This is a genomic window from Flavobacterium sandaracinum, assembly GCF_004349135.1.
GTDB classification, from domain to species: Bacteria; Bacteroidota; Bacteroidia; order Flavobacteriales; family Flavobacteriaceae; genus Flavobacterium; species Flavobacterium sandaracinum.
Window position 1 is genome coordinate 118,675 of the sequence record NZ_SMFN01000007.1, and the last position, 23,618, is coordinate 142,292.

The 23,618-nt window shown below is 34.9% G+C and carries 16 protein-coding genes; 7 read left to right on the top strand and 9 right to left on the bottom strand.

The window, feature by feature from the left end; translation table 11 throughout:
- Positions 1–94: 94 nt before the first annotated feature.
- Together E0F91_RS07890 and E0F91_RS07895 are read right to left on the bottom strand one after the other, a co-directional pair.
- On the bottom strand, positions 95–1,684 hold the full coding sequence (locus E0F91_RS07890) for a peptide chain release factor 3 (RefSeq protein WP_132065743.1): 1,590 nt from the start codon (positions 1,682–1,684) through the stop codon (positions 95–97).
- Between the two features lie 188 nt (positions 1,685–1,872).
- Positions 1,873–3,312: an alpha-amylase gene (locus tag E0F91_RS07895; RefSeq protein ID WP_132065745.1), complete on the bottom strand. Its 1,440-nt coding sequence runs from the start codon at positions 3,310–3,312 to the stop codon at positions 1,873–1,875.
- 776 nt (positions 3,313–4,088) lie between these two features.
- Between E0F91_RS07895 and E0F91_RS07900 the strand changes: the two genes are divergently transcribed.
- The 5 genes from E0F91_RS07900 (at position 4,089) to E0F91_RS07920 (ending at position 14,352) form a co-directional block, all read left to right on the top strand.
- Positions 4,089–5,519, top strand: a complete 1,431-nt coding sequence (locus E0F91_RS07900; protein ID WP_132065747.1) for a peptidylprolyl isomerase — start codon at positions 4,089–4,091, stop codon at positions 5,517–5,519.
- A gap of 120 nt (positions 5,520–5,639) precedes the next feature.
- Entirely contained in the window at positions 5,640–6,593 is a 954-nt protein-coding gene (locus E0F91_RS07905) for an AAA family ATPase (protein WP_132065749.1), read from the top strand.
- Between the two features lie 331 nt (positions 6,594–6,924).
- Positions 6,925–9,699 carry a bifunctional aconitate hydratase 2/2-methylisocitrate dehydratase gene (locus E0F91_RS07910; protein WP_132065750.1) on the top strand — a complete coding sequence of 925 codons (2,775 nt, stop codon included), beginning with the start codon at positions 6,925–6,927 and terminating at the stop codon, positions 9,697–9,699.
- 144 nt (positions 9,700–9,843) lie between these two features.
- Complete coding sequence (locus E0F91_RS07915; protein WP_132065752.1) at positions 9,844–12,111, top strand: aconitate hydratase; 2,268 nt, start codon at positions 9,844–9,846, stop codon at positions 12,109–12,111.
- 750 nt (positions 12,112–12,861) lie between these two features.
- Complete coding sequence (locus E0F91_RS07920) at positions 12,862–14,352, top strand: peptidoglycan endopeptidase (RefSeq protein WP_132065754.1); 1,491 nt, start codon at positions 12,862–12,864, stop codon at positions 14,350–14,352.
- Between the two features lie 66 nt (positions 14,353–14,418).
- Here E0F91_RS07920 and E0F91_RS07925 read toward each other — a convergent pair whose 3' ends face one another.
- The 4 genes from E0F91_RS07925 to E0F91_RS07940 all read right to left on the bottom strand — a co-directional run bounded on the left by E0F91_RS07925 (position 14,419) and on the right by E0F91_RS07940 (position 18,247).
- A complete protein-coding gene (locus E0F91_RS07925) occupies positions 14,419–14,928 on the bottom strand; it encodes a pyridoxamine 5'-phosphate oxidase family protein (RefSeq protein ID WP_132065756.1) in 510 nt (169 codons plus the stop codon).
- A 186-nt stretch (positions 14,929–15,114) separates the two neighbouring features.
- Positions 15,115–15,579 carry a VOC family protein gene (locus E0F91_RS07930; RefSeq protein ID WP_132065758.1) on the bottom strand — a complete coding sequence of 155 codons (465 nt, stop codon included), beginning with the start codon at positions 15,577–15,579 and terminating at the stop codon, positions 15,115–15,117.
- 67 nt (positions 15,580–15,646) lie between these two features.
- Positions 15,647–16,699: a glycosyltransferase family 9 protein gene (locus E0F91_RS07935; protein ID WP_132065759.1), complete on the bottom strand. Its 1,053-nt coding sequence runs from the start codon at positions 16,697–16,699 to the stop codon at positions 15,647–15,649.
- Between the two features lie 228 nt (positions 16,700–16,927).
- Entirely contained in the window at positions 16,928–18,247 is a 1,320-nt protein-coding gene (locus E0F91_RS07940; RefSeq protein ID WP_132065761.1) for a serine hydrolase domain-containing protein, read from the bottom strand.
- Positions 18,248–18,505: 258 nt separating this feature from the next.
- Between E0F91_RS07940 and E0F91_RS07945 the strand changes: the two genes are divergently transcribed.
- On the top strand, positions 18,506–18,733 hold the full coding sequence (locus tag E0F91_RS07945; RefSeq protein ID WP_132065763.1) for a CDGSH iron-sulfur domain-containing protein: 228 nt from the start codon (positions 18,506–18,508) through the stop codon (positions 18,731–18,733).
- 116 nt (positions 18,734–18,849) lie between these two features.
- Here the strand turns inward: E0F91_RS07945 and E0F91_RS07950 are convergent, their stop codons facing one another.
- From E0F91_RS07950 to E0F91_RS07960, 3 genes are all read right to left on the bottom strand, one after another.
- Positions 18,850–19,716: an NAD(P)-dependent oxidoreductase gene (locus tag E0F91_RS07950; protein WP_132065765.1), complete on the bottom strand. Its 867-nt coding sequence runs from the start codon at positions 19,714–19,716 to the stop codon at positions 18,850–18,852.
- 341 nt (positions 19,717–20,057) lie between these two features.
- Positions 20,058–20,624 carry a hypothetical protein gene (locus E0F91_RS07955; RefSeq protein WP_132065767.1) on the bottom strand — a complete coding sequence of 189 codons (567 nt, stop codon included), beginning with the start codon at positions 20,622–20,624 and terminating at the stop codon, positions 20,058–20,060.
- Complete coding sequence (locus tag E0F91_RS07960; RefSeq protein WP_132065769.1) at positions 20,625–21,683, bottom strand: retropepsin-like aspartic protease family protein; 1,059 nt, start codon at positions 21,681–21,683, stop codon at positions 20,625–20,627.
- Between the two features lie 479 nt (positions 21,684–22,162).
- On the opposite strand from E0F91_RS07960, the gene E0F91_RS07965 reads away from it, so the two are divergent.
- Complete coding sequence (locus E0F91_RS07965) at positions 22,163–23,569, top strand: APC family permease (RefSeq protein ID WP_132065770.1); 1,407 nt, start codon at positions 22,163–22,165, stop codon at positions 23,567–23,569.
- Positions 23,570–23,618 lie beyond the last annotated feature (49 nt).

Below are 23,618 nucleotides of genomic sequence, written 5' to 3' on the forward strand. Positions count from 1 at the left end.
GCTAATTTTTTAATTAGCGTTTTTTTATGGAGTTTTTTTACTTTCATTTCTGGAGGACTTATTGTCATCCAGAGATCGTTTTTTAGCTTAAATATTATTCAAATTCTGAAGTAAAGAATAGTTTTACATTCGGATATTTATTTTGTGTCATTTGAATTGTAAAATCAGAATCAGCCAGAAATACTAATTGTCCATACTTATCATGAGCCAAGAATTTTTGTTTAATTCTTCTAAATTCTTTAAATTCTTCGCTTTTTGGGTCGTTTGGTTTTACCCAGCATGCCTTGTGAACCGGAAAATTTTCATACGTACATTTTGCACCGTATTCATGTTCTAAACGATATTGGATAACCTCGTATTGAAGTGCTCCAACTGTTCCAATGATTTTTCGGTTATTCATTTCTAATGTAAATAGCTGCGCTACACCTTCATCCATTAACTGATCAATTCCTTTATCCAATTGTTTGGCTTTCATTGGATCAGCATTGTTAATATATCGGAAATGCTCTGGAGAGAAACTCGGAATTCCTTTGAAACTCATGATTTCTCCTTCGGTTAACGTATCTCCAATTTTGAAATTTCCGGTATCATGTAAACCAACAATATCTCCAGGATAGGAGATGTCTACAATTTCTTTCTTTTCTGCAAAGAAAGCATTTGGACTGGAGAATTTTAAATTCTTCTTTTGGCGAACGTGATAATACGGTTTGTTTCTTTCAAAAGTTCCTGAAACAATTTTTATAAAAGCCAGACGATCTCTGTGTTTTGGATCCATATTGGCATGGATTTTAAAAACAAATCCAGTCATTTTCTCTTCTTTTGGATCTACTAAGCGTGTTTCGGAATCTTTTGGTCTTGGTGAAGGAGCAATTTGAACAAAACAGTCCAATAATTCTCTTACACCAAAATTATTTAAAGCAGAACCAAAAAATACAGGCTGTAGTTTCCCGTCAAGATAATCCTGACGATCAAATTTAGGATAAACTTCGTCTATCAATTCTAATTCTTCACGCAATCTATCAGCAGGTTTTTGACCAATGATTTTTTCTAATTCTGGATTCTGAACATCGGAAAAAGCAATCGTTTCTTCTATGTTTTTACGATTGTCTCCGCTAAATAAGTTGATGTTTTTTTCCCATAAATTATAAATTCCTTGAAAATCATAACCCATTCCTATTGGGAAGCTTAATGGTGTAACTGTTAAACCCAGTTTTTGTTCCACTTCGTCCATCAAGTCAAAAGCGTCTTTTCCTTCTCGGTCTAATTTGTTGATGAATACGATAATTGGAATTTTTCGCATTCTACAAACAGCTACTAATTTCTCTGTTTGTTCCTCAACACCTTTAGCAACGTCAACTACAACAATAACGCTGTCTACAGCAGTTAAAGTTCTAAAAGTATCCTCAGCGAAATCCTTGTGTCCTGGCGTATCGAGAATGTTTATTTTTTTGTCTTTATAATTGAATGCTAAAACTGAGGTAGAAACCGAAATTCCTCTTTGGCGTTCAATTTCCATAAAGTCACTCGTAGCCCCTTTTTTAATTTTGTTATTCTTCACCGCACCTGCTTCTTGAATCGCACCACCAAAAAGGAGGAGTTTCTCAGTAAGTGTTGTTTTTCCAGCATCAGGATGTGAGATAATCCCGAAAGTTCTTCTGCGTTGTATTTCTTCTAAAAAGCCCATATTTGTATAAATAGTTTGCAAAAGTACTATTTATAAATGCCAATTAAAAAAAATGCATACGCTAATTGGAGTAGGTGGGTTTTGAAGTTGCAATTCAGGTGATTTTAATTCATTATCAAAATTGCGAAGATTTAGTATAGGTACCAAAAAGGCTGCCTGATTTAGACAGCCTTGAGGACATTCATGTATTACATATTGATGGACCAAATAGAATAGCCGTTTGGCGGACATTGAATTTTAACCCATTTATCACCTTGTGTTGTTGGTAACCAAGTCGAATTTCCAGTGAAATCTTTGATTTGTGCGTTTGTCCAATTGGTTTGAATCCATCTTTCTTGCCAAGTGGATGAATTGTTGATGTAAACCACTAAACCAGGATTTCCATTATAGCCATTTCTTCGAGCGATATATTCATCAGTGTCTGTAAATAAAATGGAGGTATTTCCTGTCGCCTTTTGATTGTGAATCCAGATTAAATTGTTCATTTTTGTTTTGTTCAACCATTCCTCATAATCCTTGTAAAAAATTGTTGGATATCCTTCGTGAGTTAAAATATAAGCGTACGCTAACTCTTTTTTCCAAATTTCATCGGTGTCGTGGTTGGCTACAAAGGTGACTGCTTTATAGGGATTTCTTTTCCACATCATGTCATCATTCAAAATGTTTAAATTATTTCCGTCAAATGCATCATTCATTTTGTAATAACAGGCAAAGTCAAAAACAGAACTATTGGCATTATTCGCCCAATCATTTAATAGGTTCACGTTAGAATCCCATAATTCGCCAACAGAAAAACCGCCAACGTTTGCATTCCAATCTTTTATTACCCATGGAGCAAAACCTTTCACGTAATCAAATCTCCAGCCGTCAAATTTCATTGTGTTTTTGTAATATTTACCTACACCGTCTGTTCTTTTCCAAAGCCAGTCTTGTACATTTGGAACGACATGCGCTAAATCTGGAAAGCCTCCAAAAGCGCCTTCATCATTATTTCCATAAGAATTTTTATAAAAATCAGCGCTAGTTCTCTTAAATTTTCCTGAAGCAACACCAGTGAAATTTGTATATGTTTGCGTCCCTGTAAATGGATTGTTTTCTAATTGCCCGCCGCTGTTGTGGTTTAGTACCATATCGGCGTACACTTGCATATTTTCGGTATGAACTTTGGTGATTAGACTTTCGAGTTCTGTGCGGGAACCAAATCTTGTTTCCACGGTACCATTTTGGTTGTAATTTCCAAAATCAAAGTAATCGGTAGGATCATAACCCATAGAAAACGGTCCGTTTTGAGCTTTTGAAACCGGCGGAAGCCAAATGGAACCAATTCCAACATTTGACCACGCCGTTATTTTTGAATTAACAGTATTCCACCAGGTTCCACCGGCTGGTACATCCCAATAAAATGCCTGCATCATCACACCGCCACCAGGATTTGCAACGTATCGGCCTGTTGTGTTTGATTGTTTTCCGGTGCTGAAGGGGCGTCCATCGTGATTTGTAACATTAATAACTTTGAATTGTGCAGCCGCTTCTGTTGAATTGGTTACAAAATCATCGTTCGAATTACACGAGTACAAGCCAACGAGTAAAGCGGTTAACAAACAAATTTTAAATTTTTGTTTTTTCATAATAAGAATAATTTGGGGTTAAGTAATAGATTTGGGTAGGAGTAATTAAATAACAGAATAGGAAATAAACCGTTGTGTTAGATTTTTTTCGTAGGTTTAGGAATTTCAAACTAAATAATTTTGTGAATAGTAAAGTATTTATCGCTAAAAAGTAGCATAACTATATTTTTATATCTATTTTTTAAACAAAACAATATTTTTTTTAGCTAATTTATGTAAATTCTTATAGTAGAAGCATTAGTGCTGTTTTATTTTATAGCGAAAACGTTGTAGTGTTGAGAACTTTTTACTTAGCGCTCTTAAAATAAGATTTTTAAGAAAATATACCTTGCCTTTTATGGTAATGTTATTGAATTTTATTGAGATTATTTTTTGATGTGATTGCAATTGAAACTGGTTGTAGTAGTAGTTTTTAATTTAGAGATGAGGATTATAATATGAAGAAACACTTTGGTGGTAATTATAAGGTTTTAGATTTTGGAAATTAGAATCAACATTTACTTCTAACAGTCAGATTGTTGATAGCTTAGGGGCATGCCAAGTTAAATATTAAATGTCTTTATAATATTTTGTTAATACTAGTTAGGAAACTTGTATTATCTAATTGAATTGCTATTTTTGTTCGTTTTAAATTTGAAGAAAGTTGCTGCATTGTATTATCTAAAGCAGTTCAATACTTGATTCTTAAAGTGTATATTTGCCAAAATTATTCTGGATATATATAAATTTAAAAATAGCACGACCGGGATGTTTTACATTTAATACAAATTATAATAATGCCAATAAATATAATACAAATGAAATCTATTAATAATAGAATTGCACTGACTTTTTTTCTTTTGCTTTTTACAAGTGTCATAACAAGTGCTCAAGAAATTATTAAGGACTCGGTTATCGCTCCTGCTAAAAAGATACAATCGACCGGAAAACTTAAAATTGATGGAGTGATAGCAACTGTGGGAGACTATATTGTATTAGATTCAGATATTGACAAGTCATTTCTTGAAATTTCTACACAAGGAGGTTCTGTTAATGATATTTCAAGATGTCAAATGCTAGGAAAATTATTAGAAGATAAATTGTATGCGCATCAAGCAATTCAAGATAGTATCGTAGTTACAGATTCAGAGGTGAAAGGAATGATGGAAGACCGATTGAATTATATGATTGAAAAAATTGGTTCTTTAGAAAAAGTTGTTCAATATTATAAAAAGGATTCTGAAGAAGAATTTAGAACCTATTTCTCTGATATTCTAAAAGAAGGAAAGTTGAGTTCTGAAATGCGAAATAAGATCGTTGAAGCAGTAGAAATTACTCCAGAAGAAGTTCGTAATTATTTCAAGACTATTCCTAAAGCTGATTTACCAACCTTTGGAGTGGAATTAGAAGTGGCACAAATTGTGGTTACGCCTAAAATCTCGGCCGAAGATAAACAAAAAGTTATTGATCGATTGAATGGTTTCAAAAAGGAAATTGAAGAAGGGTCTAGTTTTTCTACTAAAGCAGTTTTATATTCTCAAGATCCGGGATCTAGATCGAATGGAGGATATTACAAAATGAATCGCAAAACACCATTTGTAAAAGAATTTAAAGAGGTTGCTTTCAGTTTAGAGGAAGGTGAAATATCAGCTCCTTTTGAAACAGATTTTGGATATCATATTATTTATGTAGAAAAAATTAAAGGACAGGAAATAGAATTGCGTCATATTTTACTTTCGCCAACGATTACTGAAACAGCGCTGGATGAAGCGAAAGAAAAAATTATTTTAATCAAAAAAAGAATTGAAGATAAAGAAATTACTTTTGCGGAAGCAGCCAGAACATTGTCTGATGAAAAAGAAACAAGAGCCAATGGAGGAGCATTAATCAACCCGCAAACACAGGATACTCGTTTTGAATTGACAAAAATGGATCCTACTTTTTACAGTCAAGTGTCTAATTTGAAAGCAAACCAAGTTTCTGTTCCTATATTAGACCAAGGAGAGGAAGGAAAGAAGAAATTCAAGTTAATCACAGTTACCAATAGAATTGATGAACATACCGCTGATTACGCCAAGGATTATATTAAAATTAAAGAATTGGCTTTAAAGAACAAGCAAATTACAGCTATAGGAAAATGGTTTAATGAAAAAATAAAAGAAACTTATATCAAAATCATTGGAGAATATAGAGACTGTGATTTTGCAAATAATTGGCTTAAAAAGTAGTCTTCTTTTTTGCCTTTTGCGGGTAGATTTGCAGTAAAAAAGTTTTCGTTAAATAAAGAAAAAGAGTTAGTTTTATGATTTCATAAGGCTAACTCTTTTTAATTTTAAAATACTTCAAACATGTCAGACGTAGCAGCAATACATAATTTAGTCCAAAAAAGAAATGAACTAAAAAAAGAAATCGCAAAAATCATTGTAGGTCAGGATGTTGTGGTAGATCAAATCTTGCTTTGTATTTTTTCTGGTGGTCATGCATTGTTGGTAGGCGTTCCCGGATTAGCCAAAACTTTGATGGTAAATACGCTGGCGCAAGCCCTAGGTCTTGATTTTAAGAGAATTCAGTTTACACCGGATTTAATGCCTTCGGATATACTTGGAAGTGAAATCTTGGATGAAAGCCGTCAGTTTAAATTTATAAAAGGGCCTATTTTTTCCAATATTGTTTTGGCAGATGAAATAAATCGTACGCCGCCAAAAACGCAAGCGGCATTATTAGAAGCCATGCAGGAACGTTCTGTTACTATTGCGGGGGAAAATTATAAATTAGATTTGCCCTATTTTGTTTTGGCGACACAAAATCCAATTGAGCAGGAAGGAACGTATCCTTTGCCCGAAGCACAATTAGACCGATTTATGTTTGCTATAAAATTAGAATATCCTTCATTTGAAGAGGAAGTTCAAGTAGTAAAACGCACAACCTCTGATGAAAAAAACACGATAAACCCATTGTTTTCCGCTCAAGAAATAATAGATTTTCAACATTTGATTCGCCGAATTCCTGTGGCGGATAATGTTATAGAATATGCAGTGACCTTAGTTAGTAAAACGCGTCCGGATAATCCGTTGTCAAATGAGTTTGTAAAAAATTATCTCGATTGGGGAGCAGGACCAAGAGCATCGCAAAATTTGATTTTGGCTGCAAAAGCCAATGCGGCTTTCAACGGAAAATTTTCTCCCGATATCGAAGATGTCAAAGCAGTGGCGATAGGAATACTTCGTCACCGAATAATCAAAAACTACAAAGCAGATGCCGAAGGTATCACCGAGGAAATGATAATTACAAAGTTGTTTTAAATGCTTTTTTTATTGTTTTTAGCTTGATTTTCGGGAGTAACTACAACGTTTTCTTAATTATCTTATTATTTGTATTTCAGAAATGATAAGAATGTATTTGATTAGTTATGGATTAATCAATTTTTTGTTAAATTTTTTAAATTTTATCATTTTTAAACAGTAAAAATCAGTATTAGGTAATAATATCTTTTGAAAACACCACGTCCATTAAATTTTTTTAGATTTCATCTTAAAGAACTAAATTTGCCTCATAAATAAAAACTAGATAGTATGGCTTTTAATTTTGAGAGGATCAAAAGAAGTAGCCTTTAACATTGAAAACAATTGTATTATGAGCATTTATAACGATTATCTAAAGGAAATCGAAGAAAGAAAAGGGCAGGGATTGCATCCAAAGCCAATTGATGGGGCTGAATTATTGGGCGAAATCATTACACAAATTAAAGATGTAGATAACGCAGATCGCGAAGACTCTCTTACCTTCTTTATCTACAATACGGTCCCGGGAACCACCCCTGCTGCCGGCAGAAAAGCTGCTTTTTTAAAGGAGATTATTCTTGGGGAATCAGTTATAAAAGAAATTACTCCAGCTTTTGCTTTAGAGCTATTGTCTCACATGAAAGGTGGACCTTCTATTGAGGTGCTACTTGACTTGGCTTTAGGCGAAAATGCTACCATTGCTAAAGATGCAGCACAGGTACTTAAAACACAATTTTTTCTTTACGAAGCAGATACTAATCGTCTAGAAACAGCTTATAAAAGCGGAAATGAAATTGCTAAGGAAATTTTAGAAAGCTACGCTAAAGCGGAGTTTTTTACAAAGCTTCCAGAAGTAGTAGAGGAAATAAAAGTAGTTACTTATATTGCTGGTGAAGGAGATATTTCAACTGATTTATTGTCACCGGGGAACCAAGCGCATTCCAGATCTGATCGTGAGCTTCATGGTAAATGTTTGATTTCTCCTGCAGCTCAGGATGAAATTCAAGCATTGCAAGCGCAACATCCTGACAAAAGCGTCATGTTGATTGCTGAAAAAGGAACAATGGGTGTGGGTTCATCGCGAATGTCAGGTGTGAACAATGTGGCGCTTTGGACTGGTAAAAAAGCAAGTCCTTATGTTCCATTTATAAATATTGCACCAATTGTTGCAGGAACAAACGGAATTTCTCCAATTTTCCTAACTACTGTTGATGTAACCGGTGGTATTGGTCTTGACCTTAAAAACTGGGTAAAGAAATTAGATGATAATGGAAATCCAATTCGCAACGAAAGTGGTGATGTGGTTCTAGAGGAAGCGTATTCTGTAGCTACTGGAACGGTGCTAACCATCAACACTAAAACAAAGAAATTATATAATGGCGATATAGAATTGATCGATATTTCTAAGGCATTTACACCTCAGAAAATGGAATTTATCAAAGCTGGTGGTTCTTACGCGATTGTTTTTGGAAAAAAATTACAAACGTTTGCTTCTAAGACTTTAGGGATTGCTATTGTTCCCGTTTTTGCTCCATCCAAAGAAGTTTCTATAGATGGACAAGGTCTTACAGCCGTTGAAAAAATATTTAATAAAAATGCTGTTGGTTCAACGCCAGGGAAAGTCTTGCACGCTGGATCTGACGTTCGTGTTACCGTAAACATTGTTGGTTCCCAAGATACGACAGGTTTGATGACTTCTCAAGAATTAGAGTCTATGGCTGCTACTGTGATTTCACCAATCGTTGACGGTGCATATCAATCCGGTTGCCACACAGCATCAGTTTGGGATAATAAATCTAAGGCAAACATTCCAAGATTGATGAAATTCATGAATGATTTCGGTTTGATTACAGCTCGTGACCCAAAAGGAGAATACCACGCTATGACCGACGTAATTCACAAAGTGCTAAATGATATTACTGTAGATGAGTGGGCAATTATTATTGGAGGTGACTCGCACACCAGAATGTCAAAAGGAGTTGCTTTTGGTGCTGATTCAGGTACCGTTGCTCTTGCATTGGCTACTGGTGAAGCTTCTATGCCAATTCCAGAATCAGTAAAAGTGACTTTCAAGGGTGACATGAAAAAATACATGGATTTCCGTGATGTGGTGCATGCTACACAATCTCAAATGTTGAAGCAATTTGGCGGTGAAAATGTATTTCAAGGACGCATTATTGAAGTTCATTTAGGAACCCTTACTGCGGATCAAGCCTTTACTTTTACGGATTGGACGGCAGAAATGAAAGCGAAAGCTTCTATTTGTATTTCTGAGGACGACACTTTGATTGAATCATTAGAAATTGCCAAAGGTAGAATCCAGATCATGATTGATAAAGGAATGGACAACGAAAAGCAAGTGCTAAAAGGATTGATCGCTATCGCAAATAATAGAATTGCAGCAATTCAATCTGGTGAAAAACCAGCGTTGACTCCAGATGCTAATGCAAAGTATTATGCGGAAGTTGTTATTGATTTAGACATCGTTGTGGAGCCAATGATTGCAGATCCAGATGTGAATAACGTGGATGTTTCTAAGCGCTACACGCACGATACCATTAGACCACTTTCTTTTTACGGGGGTGTGAAAAAAGTAGATCTTGGTTTTGTAGGTTCTTGTATGGTACATAAAGGAGATTTGAAGATTCTTTCTCAAATGCTAAAAAATATCGATGAGCAATACGGTAAAGTAGAGTTCAAAGCGCCGCTTGTAGTAGCGCCACCAACATACAATATTGTAGACGAACTTAAAGCAGAAGGTGACTGGGAAGTGTTGCAAAAATATTCTGGATTCGAATTTGATGACAATGCTCCAAAGGGCATTGCTCGTACCGGATATGAAAATATTTTGTATCTAGAGCGTCCCGGTTGTAACTTATGTATGGGTAACCAAGAAAAAGCAGCCAAAGGCGATACAGTTATGGCAACCTCTACGCGTCTTTTCCAAGGAAGAGTTGTTGAGGATACAGAGGGTAAAAAAGGAGAATCATTGCTTTCATCTACACCAGTTGTGGTATTGTCTACAATTTTAGGCAGAACTCCAACTCTTGAAGAATATAAAGCAGCGGTGAAAGGAATCAATCTAACACAGTTTGCGCCATCTCATAAATTATTGGTAAGGTATTAACAAGTATTTGTTAATTATATCAAAAAGCCTGAGTCTCCCAAAAGACTTAGGCTTTTTTTATGGGTATAGTTTCTCTATTTTTTGTACCTTGTGACTATTAAAGACTTGAATTTTTATTATACATAACAAACAATCCTATACATTATGGCTTTTGATATTGAAATGATTAAAAAAGTGTACGACAACATGACAACTCGTGTTGATAAAGCACGCGAAATAGTTGGACATCCACTTACTTTAACCGAGAAAATCTTATACAATCACCTTTGGGACGGAATGCCATCAAAAGCTTTTACACGTGGTGCTGATTATGTTGATTTTGCTCCAGATAGAGTGGCTTGTCAAGATGCTACTGCTCAAATGGCGTTGTTACAATTCATGCACGCTGGTAAATCTAAAGTAGCTGTGCCTACAACGGTACATTGTGATCACTTGATCCAAGCTAAAGTGGATGCGGTGACGGATTTGGCCAGAGCAAAAACGCAGAGTAATGAAGTGTTTGAATTCCTTTCTTCGGTATCTAATAAATACGGAATTGGTTTTTGGAAACCAGGAGCAGGAATTATTCATCAAGTAGTACTTGAGAATTACGCATTCCCAGGTGGAATGATGATTGGAACCGACTCTCATACGGTAAATGCAGGTGGTTTAGGAATGGTCGCAATTGGTGTTGGTGGTGCTGATGCTGTTGATGTAATGTCAGGAATGGCTTGGGAATTAAAATTCCCAAAATTAATTGGAGTAAAATTAACGGGTAAGCTTTCTGGTTGGACAGCTCCAAAAGACGTTATTCTTAAAGTAGCCGGAATTCTTACTGTAAAAGGTGGAACGGGGGCAATAGTTGAATATTTTGGGGAAGGCGCAACCGCTATGTCATGTACTGGTAAAGGTACCATTTGTAATATGGGTGCCGAAATTGGCGCAACAACTTCTACATTTGGGTATGATGATTCCATGAGTCGTTATTTGCGTTCTACAGACAGAGCTGATGTTGCCGATGCTGCCGATAAAATTGCACCGTATTTAACTGGTGATGCAGAAGTATATGCTAATCCAGAATTGTATTTTGACCAAGTAATCGAAATTAATTTAGACGAATTAGAACCGCATTTGAATGGTCCCTTTACACCAGATTTAGCAACGCCTATTTCTAAAATGAAAGAGGAAGCCATCAAAAATAACTGGCCTTTGAAAATTGAAGTGGGTTTGATTGGTTCTTGTACGAACTCTTCTTACGAGGATATTGCTCGTGCCGCCTCTATTGCAAAACAAGTTACGGATAAAAACCTAAAAATTAAATCGGAATTTACCATTACTCCAGGTTCTGAATTGGTTCGATATACTATAGAACGTGATGGATTTATCGATATTTTTGATAAAATGGGAGCGACTGTATTTGCAAATGCGTGCGGACCATGTATCGGGATGTGGGATAGAGAAGGTGCTGAAAAAGAAGAGCGCAACACAATCGTTCACTCTTTCAACCGTAACTTTTCAAAACGTGCCGATGGAAATCCAAATACTTTGGCTTTCGTAGGTTCGCCTGAATTAGTAACCGCTTTGGCAATTGCAGGAGATTTAAGTTTCAATCCGTTGACGGATACTTTAATTAATGAAAATGGAGAAGAAGTAAAACTAGACGATCCAACAGGAAATGAACTGCCACCAAGAGGTTTTGATGCGGAAGATCCCGGTTTTCAAGCACCAGCCGAAGACGGTTCAGGGGTTCAGGTTTCTGTTAGTGAAACTTCAGAAAGACTACAGTTATTAGCTCCGTTCTTGCCTTGGGATGGAAAAAACATCACAGGCGCTAAACTGCTTATCAAAGCTTTCGGAAAATGTACAACAGACCACATTTCTATGGCTGGACCATGGTTGCGTTTCCGTGGACATTTAGATAATATTTCTAATAATATGTTGATCGGTGCTATCAATGCATTCAACCAAAAACCAAATACAGTGAAAAATCAGTTGACTGGTACTTATGATGCAGTTCCCGCTGTAGCGCGAGCTTACAAAGCAGCTGGCGTTCCTTCAATTGTGGTGGGTGATCATAATTATGGGGAAGGATCTTCTCGTGAGCATGCCGCTATGGAACCTCGTTTCTTAGGTGTGAAAGCGGTTTTGGTAAAATCATTTGCACGTATTCACGAAACAAACCTGAAAAAACAAGGATTGCTAGGATTGACTTTTGCTAACGAAGCGGATTATGACAAAATTCAGGAAGATGACACGATCAACTTCACTGATTTAGTTGATTTTGCTCCAGGAAAACCATTAACATTAGAATTTGTTCACGCTGATGGAACCAAAGATATCATCTTGGCAAACCACACCTACAACGAAGGACAAATTGGTTGGTTCGTTGCTGGTTCAGCATTAAACTTGATTGCCGCGGCCGGAAAAGTATAATTAAGAAGTATTAAGTGACCCGTTTATAGTGGTCAGTTTAAAATATAAAGTGTTTAGTAATTTTGTTTGCAGTTATTCTAGACTGTGACTGATTACTGAACACTTTTTTTTTAGGAGCTGTTTCCTGCTGTCTGTTTCAAGCTTTTTTGCACAATTGCTTTTTTCCAAGATAAAAAGGAGCTTCTTTTAGTCGCTCTTTTTATTCTGGAAAAATAGGCAATTCTGCTTCAAAAGGCTTTCCACTTCCATCAGGGCTACCTCATGAAATTCAATTTATTAACAGATTTGCTAGTAGCGAAAAGAATGCATATTTTTTAAAAAAGCATCAAATTGGTATTCAAAATGTGCAGAAAAATTAAAAATTTGGATGCGTTTGTGTTTAAACTACGTTAAAATCAAAAAAAAAGATGGGTTTTTTGATATTATAGTTTAAATTAGCAATCAAGAAAAATATAATTGCACTTGAGTTTTTGATTGTTAGTTAAATCTGTTCTCTACCTAGTTATTTATTTTCTACGCAACAATAGTATACAATTGTATTGCGTTACTGTTTGAGTTGCTTTTGCAATTAAAACAAAAATCAACAAAATAATAATTGCACACTTTATACTCTCTTACATCCAAGAGACGAGTTTTTTTTATATTTTTTATTGAAAAATAATAAATGTGCATCCTAAGCGAGATTTAATAATTATATCCCGAAATCGCTATGAAGAATACAATGGGGTAAGTAATTTGAAATAAATGAATATGACTTTTAGAGTAGTAGTAACATTAGTTTTTTTAAATAGTATCGTTCTTTTTTCACAGGAGAAAATCACAAAACACACTATAGTAAAAGGGGAAACAATATCGAGTATCGCTGAGAAATATGAAGTAAAACAAAGCGCTATTTTTAACTTAAATCCCAATGCTAAGAATCTTTTAAAACTCAATTCGGTTTTATTAATTCCTATTACTTCAACAAAAAATACAGCTCCTAAAACTAAGATTGCAATAAATAATTCCTTTAAAGAACACGAAGTTCAAACTAAAGAAACACTTTACGGAATTGCAAAACAATACGGAATTTCTGTTAAAGAATTAAACCAAGTCAACCCTACACTCGCTTCATCAGAATTAAAAATTGGTCAAAAAATAAATATTCCCGGTAACGCTACCGCATCTGAAATAGCGATGATTGCACCAACAAAACAAATGGTATCAAAAAACGGAGTAGCTACATTGACTCAATCCAATGAATCGAAATCCACAAAAGTAGATACATTTAGTTGGGAAGTTTTACCTAAAGAAACGAAATATTCCATCACAAGAAAGTACGGAATTACAATCAAAGAATTTGATAAAGCAAATCCAGAAATAGGCGTAAAAGCACTTAGAGTTGGTCAAAAAATAAATATTCCGGCCGCTCCATTGACAGAAACCGTTTTAGCATCGCAAGAGAGTAAAGATTTACCTGTAGTTGCATCAAAAAATGGTACTTCAGTTCAAACAATAATACCAAAATTAGAGGAAGCAGTCATTTTACAAACTAATACACATTTGTCAAATACAACAACTTCAAATGGTTCTCAAAATGAAACAACTTCAACTAATACGCCACAACAAGTTATTCGCGAAGTACTTCCAAAAGAAACTAAATATGCTATTGCAAAAGAATACGGAATTACCGTTAACGAATTAGAAAAGCAAAATCCTGAGGTTAAAAATGGTCTTCCTGTAGGTTACAAACTAAATATTTTGGCGAATACTGTTCCTGCAGAGAACGCAATTGCAAATACTGATGCTGGTAATAATTCGGATGTTCAAACTACTAAAATTGATTTTAATAATGCTGCGAAACCAACTTTCAGTCATGATTTTTTAGATCAGTTGATAGAACGTGCTTCTGAAAATATTGGATCACGGTATCGCACCGGTGGAACTACAAAATCAGGATTTGATTGCTCAGGGCTTATGTGTACTACCTTTGGCGCATTCGATATTAATTTACCAAGAACATCGCGAGAGCAATCTAGTATTGGAACTAAAATTAATACCGATGAGGCTCAAAAAGGAGACTTAATTTTCTTTAAAACCAACGGTAGAAGCCAAATTAATCACGTTGGGATGGTCGTTGAGGTTTGTGAAGATGAAATTAAATTCATTCATTCATCTGTTAGCAACGGAGTGATAATATCATCGACCAAAGAGAAATATTATCGAAAAAACTTTTCTCAAATCAATAGAGTGCTACAATAATTTACTCGAAAAAATAAATATATTCATATTTAAAACGTTCCATAATTGGGGCGTTTTTTATGTGATTTATATTTTTATTTCACCTTCAGTACCACTTACATAATTAGTTCCTGTAGCAACTGAGGCCGCCATTTTTAGAAAATTAACCATTTGGTTTCCGTCAGTATCCCAGAAGTAGGCACTGCTCGGTTTTACTTTAATCAGGGAAACAGCAGGATCATTTTTACCTTCTTTGAACCACAAACTTACTACGGGAGACCATAGTTCCTCTATTTTATCTTGATCGGTAACTATTACTGCGTCACCATTTACAACCATGTAGCTTCCTTTTCCGGGGTGTGCAAAGAACAATTGAACAGTAGAATCTTGCTCTATTTCTTTGTTTTTATCACTATCTTTTTCGCTGAAAAACCAAATATTACCTTTGTCACATACATTGACAACTCCCATAGGTCTTGTCGTTGCTCCATCATTCGTTTTGATATTGGTACAAAAAAGACAGGTATTAATTTCTTGAATCAGACTTTTAAGTTTATCTATTCCTTCAACAGTATGTTCATTTGCTTGATCACTCATAATCCTACGTTTTATTTCGATTGTTAAACTCTTTAATTTCTTTTACAAAGTTGGGAAATTAAACAGTAAAAAGGATTACACAATTCAGAGTAAAAGTTTCATTTTTCACATATTGATGTTATAAGTAACTGTTATTGCGTAAATAGAACTTCTACAGGATAGAATTCAAATAGTAAGTATCTGGATTTATTTATTTTCAACGCTGTTAAATTCAATCCAATATCCATCAGGATCTTGAATGTAAATTTGTTTGATTCCATCTGCGCGAACCGTAATCTTGTCAAGTGTTCCCGGCCAGTCGGAATAGGTAATGTTGAGGTTTTGCAGCTTAGTGATTAAAGCTTCAAAATTAGTAATTTTGAATGCTAAATGAACCGCTTTGTTTATTATAACGGGTTCTTTGATAGTTGACACAAGGTGTAATTCTTTTCCATCTCCCAGTGAAATCCATCTAATTCCTTCTTTTTTGGTAAGGTTGGTGATTTCCGAAAGCTTCAATACATTTTTATAAAAATCGACAGAACGGTCTAAATCTTTTACTGAAAGTGCTATGTGATCTAACTTCAACGTAAAAGTTTCTGGATTTTGTGCCCAAAGCGTTCGTGAACAAAGGAACGCAATCAAGACTGGAAGTAGAAGTTTTGCTTTCATGTTGCTGCAATTGGTTTTAGTATTGTAATCGGATTAGTATTCCAATAGAATTATCTCAGAGGATGCATTATCGCGAAAGTAGGACGTTGTTTATTGTTTCAATCCAATTCTCTTTGTTGCCACTATTAGTATCAATAGCTGTGCTATTATTATTGTATGGACTGTACATGTTTATATTTGGTCTGGAAAATAATCCAACTGTTGGTGTTAGGACCGAGCTTGCTAAATGCATAATACCACTATCGGCACCAATAAAAAGTTCAGTATTGGCAATAACAGAACCAATTTCACGGATGTCTTTGCTGTAAAAAGTGGTTGCTTTAAATCCTATTTGTGAAATGTTTTCAACCGGTAAAACTTCGATGATATTGTATTCTACATATTCTATTTTGAGTCTTTCATAGAATTCTTCCCACCAAGTTTCGGAATAACATTTATCAGAAGTAGCGTAAGTAAATATGCAGATTGTCTTTTTGTCATTCTTAACCAATTCTTTAACAATTTTGTGGCCTTCGGCAATTTCTGACGCACTTAATTTAAGGTCCAGTGATGAAACAGGATTGTCATTTTTTGGATACCCTAATTTGGTCAAAAAATTTCTAAATTCATACACAGGATATTTTGCAATATGCTCATAATCGGTGTGTTTCAATTGCATCTCTTCATCGAGTTCTCCAAAAAATTTGTATTTAGCATCTGCAAATTGAGCCGATAATCGTCCCGATGAGGAGTTTTTATCCACATTGATGACAATGTCATATTTTTGCTTTTTAATTTTTATCCAAACCTTAAAATAGTCAACTAGATTTTTGAAAGGTTTTTTTGGAAGTTCAATAATGTAGTTGACGTTAGTGTAATTTTTAAAAACAATGGGAGCCAAACCTCCTTTTACAAACAAATCAATTTTACAGTCAGGAAAAGTAGTGATTACATCTTGTACAAGTGGCGTTATCAATAACAGATTCCCGAGTCTGTGATTGGGTCTGGAAATTAAAACTCTATTGATTTCGATTTTTTGTGTCAAATCGATTATTTGATTTTTTTGTGAGTTCCCAATATTTTTAGTTAGGTTATGCGTTACAATTCTTCGGTATACATTTACTTTTTTTAAGATACTCATGCTTTTATGATAGGATTAAGAATTGAATTTTTGTTGTTAAAAGGAATCAGTGTACTATCACAAAAATTTTTGGTAATACAAAACACTTTCTTTGCAACAGACAAATGTACACTTTAGATAGAAATAACGTTGGTTCTTATTTGGATTATAATTTGATGTTTTCAAGTATAGAGTAATCTTTTTAAATACTATTAGTGAATTTATAGCTCCATTTTCTACAGAATTATTTTATTTTTTTGTCAGTGTAAATTTTCCGCCGCCTTGTTTCAAAATCATTTGCTTTTCGTTTGGTTTGAATTCCAATTGGATTCCTGCCATTTTAAATTCGAAAGTATCCTTTTCGGTTGCTTCCAAAGGAAAAGCAGATTGACCTGTTGCCTGCGCAAAAAGTTTGGTGTCTTGTTTTGTGATTGTTATTTTCATTGGAAATCCCACATCTGAATATTCTCCTAGATACGGATCTAAATCCTCGGTTTTTATTGTAACCGTTTTAAAATTGGGAATTGTAAAGGGTTTGTTGTTGTACGCACTCAAAGCGGCAATCATGATGTCATTATTTTCATAAGTTCTCCCATTAGAGGTTAATGCAACAGCGATTTTGTCCTCTGGAAAATATGATAATGTGGATCTGAATTCATCAATTCCTCCGGTATGACCAAAACTTTTCTTTTCATAAAATGGATACTGGAAAATCCCCATACCGTAATTATCTTGTAGTGTTGTCATTTGCTTTAGACTGCTTTCGGAGATTATTGCATTGGCGAAAAGTTTTTCTATAAACAATGTCAAATCTTGTGGATTAGATACAATTGCCCCAGCACCCATTGGGATTGACATATCGGTTTCGGGTTCCTTTGTCCATTTTTCAGAAAAAGAATAGGAATTACTTTCGTTGTTTTGAATGTTGATTTTGCTTCCAACGTAGGTGTTTTTTAAGCCTAATGGTTTTACAATTTTATCGTTCAAAATGGCTTTGAATGGTTTTTTATAGGTTTTTTCTAAAATGTAACTCAATAAAACATAATTGGAATTACTGTAATCCGCTTTGCTGTTGGGTTCAAAAATACTTTTTCCTTTGGTAATAATTTCCACCATTTCTTTTTCCGTTTTTGGTTGGGTGTTGTAATTCATATATTCCGGAGCATTGGTAAAATTATAAATGCCACTCCGGTGGTTTAAGAGATTACCAACGGTTATTTTATTGGCATTTTCAATCGTTGGAAAAAAAGTTTCAATAGTTTGATTCAACGATAGTTTTTTCTCTTCAATGGCTTTAAATACTAATGCAGAAGTAAACATTTTTGAAATCGATCCCACACGGTATTTGGATAAATTACTTGTTTTTTTATTGCTTTCTATGTCGTCCATTCCAATAGATTTCGAATAAAGTAGCGTCCCGTTTTGTGAAACGGCAATACTTCCCATGAATTTATCTTTGGCTTCCAAAATCTGAAATAAACTGTCCAGTTTGGCAACGTTCATTTTTTGAGCGTAGCTTGTTCCAACTAAGAATCCTAAAAATAAGGTAATTACGATTTTATTTTTCATGAGAGTTTGATTGATGAATAGATTTAAAGCTCTAAAAATAGTCAATTATTCGTTTAGTAGATTGATTATTTGATGCGGAATGTTGGAATAGAAAGCAGCGAATTTTCATGAATTCTTGTCAAGTCAAATTTCCTCGGTATCTTGTTACGCAAAATAGAATTAATGTAAATTACGTTTTGGACAAATAAAAAAGAGTAGCAATGTGAAAAGGTCCTGAAATATTTTGCAATCTTTGAATTCTAAAAATTTAAAAGCATTATGAGCAAGACAAAACTAACAATCAATCGCAATGGTTCTATAAAAATAGAAGGCGATTTCGAAATAACAGACTGCGAAGGAAAAACATACGGTTTAGAAGGAAGAACGGCTTTGGGTCTTTGTCGTTGTGGTTTATCTGTCAATAAACCATTTTGTGATGGTTCTCACCGCAATGGTTTTGAGCATGAATCAGCAGCATTTGACTTGCCTCCGGTGAAAACGAAGTAATATCGTTTTCTGATTCGATTAAATAAGAAAAGCTACATCTTTATGGTGTAGCTTTTTTTTGTCTATTATTTTAACCAATTAAAATCAATGGTTTATTCGCTGAATGTATCGCTATTCTACAATGATTTATTTTTCAAACTGCTAATAATCGCCATCACATCTTGATCGCCTAATCCTTCTTTTTCTGCTGCGGCATAACTGTCGTACAAAGGATGAATGAGTGGTGAATCGAGTCCGGCTTCTTTGGCCAGTCTTAAATCTTTAACCAAATGCTTCAACGCAAATGCTGCCGGATACGAATCATTCAAAATGGAAGGTGTTTTGATATTCGTGATTCCGTTGCCACAAGCGCCTTGATTGATAATGTTGAGCATGTCTTCTTTGCTCACGCCGTTTTTCTCTGCAAATAAAACCGTTTCGGCGATCCCTTGAAGGTTCAATCCTAATAAGTAATTGATGGCTAACTTAGCCGAACTTGCCACGCCGGGTTCGCCTACGTGAATGGCAATTTTACCCAAAACGTCAAATATGGGTTTCGCTAATTCATAATCCTCACTAGAAGCGCCAACAAGAATAACCAAAGTTCCATCTTGTGCCGGTTTTACACTTCCAGAAACGGGAGCGTCTATAAAATGGACTTGATGTTGGTTGCAAATCGTGTTTAAATAACGTGACGTTTCCGGCGCAACCGTACTCATATTGATGATAGTTTTCCCAGATTTTGCAGCCGATAACAAACCTGCTGGTCCTTCAATTACTTCTTTTACCGCTGCGTCATTGGATAACATCGTCAAAACGACGTCGCAGGTTTCCATAAGTTCTTGCAAACTGCTTGCTGATTTTGCTCCTGAAGCGAGTAGTGGCAATTCTTTTTCTTTGGTACGATTGAAAACCGATACTTCAAAACCTGCTTTGAGTAGGTTCATCACCATTGGATTCCCCATGTTGCCAAGGCCTGTCCATCCTAATTTTAATGTATTCATGATTTTTGTTATTTATATTATTTCATTATTGTGGACACAGTTTGTAAAACTGCGCGAACGATTGTGGCGTATCATCTATTTTTGTAGGGATTACAGTCATTGCGAGGAACGAAGCAATCGCATTTAGTTTGTTGTTTTATTTACTCCTCTTTGTTGGGTATGAATTCTTAAAGATATAGTAACCGCGTTGCAAAAGCTACGATTGTGGTCTAAATTATAATTGACACTCGTTGCAAAAGAGCGCTAGTGGGGGTATTTATATTATTTCCTAATTGGGCACAGTTTGCAAAACTGCTCTAACGATTACGCGCTTATTTTTATTAGGTTTAATAATTACTCCACTATTTAACTTCATTTTCTAAATCCTTTTGTATTTTTTTTAAATTTAATAGTACATTACTATGCAGTTTTTCATAATTATCTTCCATTTTACCAAACAATTCATTTATTTCATTATCTCTTATGTTTTTCGATTGGTTTATTTTATTTATTTTTTGCAGAATTTCAGAGTTATCGCTTACAATTTTAAAATTATTATCTTCAATCAGTTCATAAAATAAATTTATATGATGATACTCGTAATGTGGAAAATGCTTTAATTTTTGCGAACAAAACTCAACGTTTTCTTGTTGAATGTTAATTAATAGATTGTCTCCTTCGATGACATTGTCTTTATACAATTTGAATTGCAATCTTATTAAATTAAGTAAGTTGATATACTCCAAATAAAATTCAGTTGCTTTTTTGCCAGCGTTAATTTTTTCTTTCCAATAATATGTTTTTTGTTCTCTTTTATATTTTGATTTTTCCCATATGACATTTGCAATCCAGCCAATTGCCCCACAAAATATTGGAATTATAAAATTAAGAACTGTTTGAGAGTATTTTACACATTCAGTTGTACACATCTAGTAGCCTTTATTAGTTAAAACGGTTTTTCTTAAATCTACAATTCTTAAAACGGCATTGTTATAGATGATAGTTTTTTCGGAAAAATCTTTAATAGGTTTTAAGGTATAACCCAAATCGAATTCATTTGGCTTAAAATATTTGCTGTTTTTTCTTTGTTCAAGGCCTTCCGCTGTGTATAAGCTAATACCTTCTCCAATTTTTAAGCCTGTATCAGGATTTGTAGAAGTATATTCGGAAATGTATTCATACTCTTTAGGAATTATTGTTTTTAAAAACTCATAATTTTCAAGCATTTTTTCTATGTTTTCAGACGTTGATTTACCAACACTAAAATCAAAATCAATTCTATATAAATAATCGTTGACTAAACTCAACCGATATGTTATATCAGCGTTTATACAATTTTGAAATTTTTTCGTCACTACCAAATAACCTTTTTCTATGTCTTTTTTTAGGTAATCTACATATTCCTTACGATTTCTTTGTTTAGCTAGAAAAGAATCGTCTGTTATTTTAAAATCTTTATTTTTCAGTACAATAATTGATATATCAAAATCACTCATACCAATCTTAAAAGGGATAATGCTTTCGAAAGAGCAATCAGAATTTGTTACTGCTCCATTGTATATTGTTAACTCGTTTCCATTTAGTTGAATTTTTCCTAATTTTTGAATTGCCGATTGACCGAGTAATAACGGCGCACTCAATTCGTGTATTACAGATGCTGTTACATCATAAAGTTTAAGTCCTTGTATTTCAATTTCGCGAAGTATTATTTTTGTATTTTCAGTAATCTGACCATTTGCTATTTGTGAATATGAAGTTCCTACTATGTCGTCTGCATTCAAATATCCATTTTTCAGCATAAAGCGTGCTTCTGACAATGAAATTACAACATCGCTTGCTCCAGTGTCAAAAATGAATTTTAACGGAATTCCATTAACTTTACAGGGAATAGTATAAACGCCATTTCCTTCATTAGTCATATGAACTTGTGTTTGTGCAATGTTCACACTTACGTAAAACAACATAAAAAATAGTGTAATCTTTCTCATATTTTAAAATTTTGTTAGATGTACGAAAGTCCGCAAGGATGACCGTTATCTTGCATATAGACCAAATAAACTTTCGTGTATCCTCCCATTTACAGGTAGTTTGGCCAAACTTTCTTCCCTTCTATATTCTTTCAAATATATTAAATTTTTCTTACAATTTTTATACAAATGAATAAACGTTATAGTTATTGCGGTTTGCGTGAGGGACAGCAGCGGCATCCTTTTTCGTGTTCTCGATACTGCTGTAAAAACAGCAACTCGAACTGACGAAAAAGATACAGCGGATGGCCCGACCCAAAGTGGCGAGGAGGAACGACAAAGCTGCTGCAGGGTCACGCCCAAAAAAACAATCGGTTTATAATACTCAAGTTATTCTCTTCACTCTTCACTCTTCACTTTTCACTTTTTTGTATTTTATGAAATTTCCAAAAAAAGTATATCTTTAGCCAACTAAATCCAAAACCCCAAAACCAAAAAATATGGAAGACCAAAAACCAGACGATTTTAAAAGAGAATTAGGATTACTTGACGGAACTATGCTTGTAGTGGGTTCTATGATAGGTTCCGGGATATTTATTGTGAGCTCGGACATGGTTCGGCAATTGGGTTCCGCCGGTTGGTTGATTGCGATGTGGGTGCTTACGGGCACGATTACGGTGATTGCTGCCGTGAGTTATGGCGAGTTGAGCGCGATGTTTCCTAAAGCGGGTGGTCAATATGTGTATATCAAGGAAGCGTATGGTAAACTCATAGGATTCTTATACGGTTGGAGCTTTTTTGCCGTGATACAAACGGGAACGATTGCTGCTGTAGGTGTGGCTTTTGCTAAATTTGCCGCTTATTTATATGCGCCTTTAAGTGATAAGAATATTTTATATGAAATAGGGGATTTTAAGCTCAATGCGGCGCAGTTGGTTTCTATTTTTACCATTATTTTATTGAGTTATGTGAACAGTCGAGGGGTGAAAAACTCGAAAATTCTACAAACGGTGTTAACGGTTATCAAAATTCTATCGTTGGCAGGTTTGATTATTTTTGGTTTTATGGCTGCCAAAGCAGAAGTTTGGGATGCAAACTGGACGAATGCTTGGACGTCACAAGCATTGAATGTAGAAACGGGCTCATGGTTGCCTATCAGTGGAACCGCATTGATATCTGGAATTTCGGCAGCATTAGTAGGTTCGATGTTCTCCAGTGTGGCTTGGGAAGGCGTTACTTTTATCGCCGGAGAAATTAAAAATCCAAAGCGCAACGTGGGATTGAGTTTGTTTTTAGGAACCTTAATCGTGAGTGTAATTTATATTTTGGCAAATATTATGTACTTGGCGGTGGTGCCTTTGTATGACATTGCTACAGCCGAATCTGATCGTGTGGCTGTTGTGGCTTCGCAAAGTATCTTTGGTTCAGTGGGAACATTAATAATCGCTGTGATGATTATGATTTCGACTTTTGCCTGCAACAACGGATTGATTATGGCGGGTGCGAGAGTGTATTATACAATGGCGCAAGACGGTGTTTTCTTCAAGAAAGCAGCTGAATTGAATCATGCCAGTGTTCCGGCTTGGTCTATTTGGGCGCAGTGTATCTGGGCTTCGGCGTTGTGTTTGACAGGGAAATATGGTGATTTATTGGATTTTGTGGTCATCATCGTTTTGATATTTTACATCCTTACTATTTTAGGAATATTTATTCTTCGTAAGAAAATGCCAGATGCTGAAAGACCGTATAAAGCGTTTGGGTATCCATTTCTACCGGCTCTTTATATTGTTGTTGCTAGTGCGATTTGCATCGCTTTACTATATACTAAAACGAGTACGAGCGGTTGGGGTGTTTTGATTATGCTAGTTGGTATTCCGGTTTATTATTTGACAAAAGCTAAGGAATAGTTTTTTAAAATTAGGAGTTATGAATTATGAATGATGAATTTGCGGATGT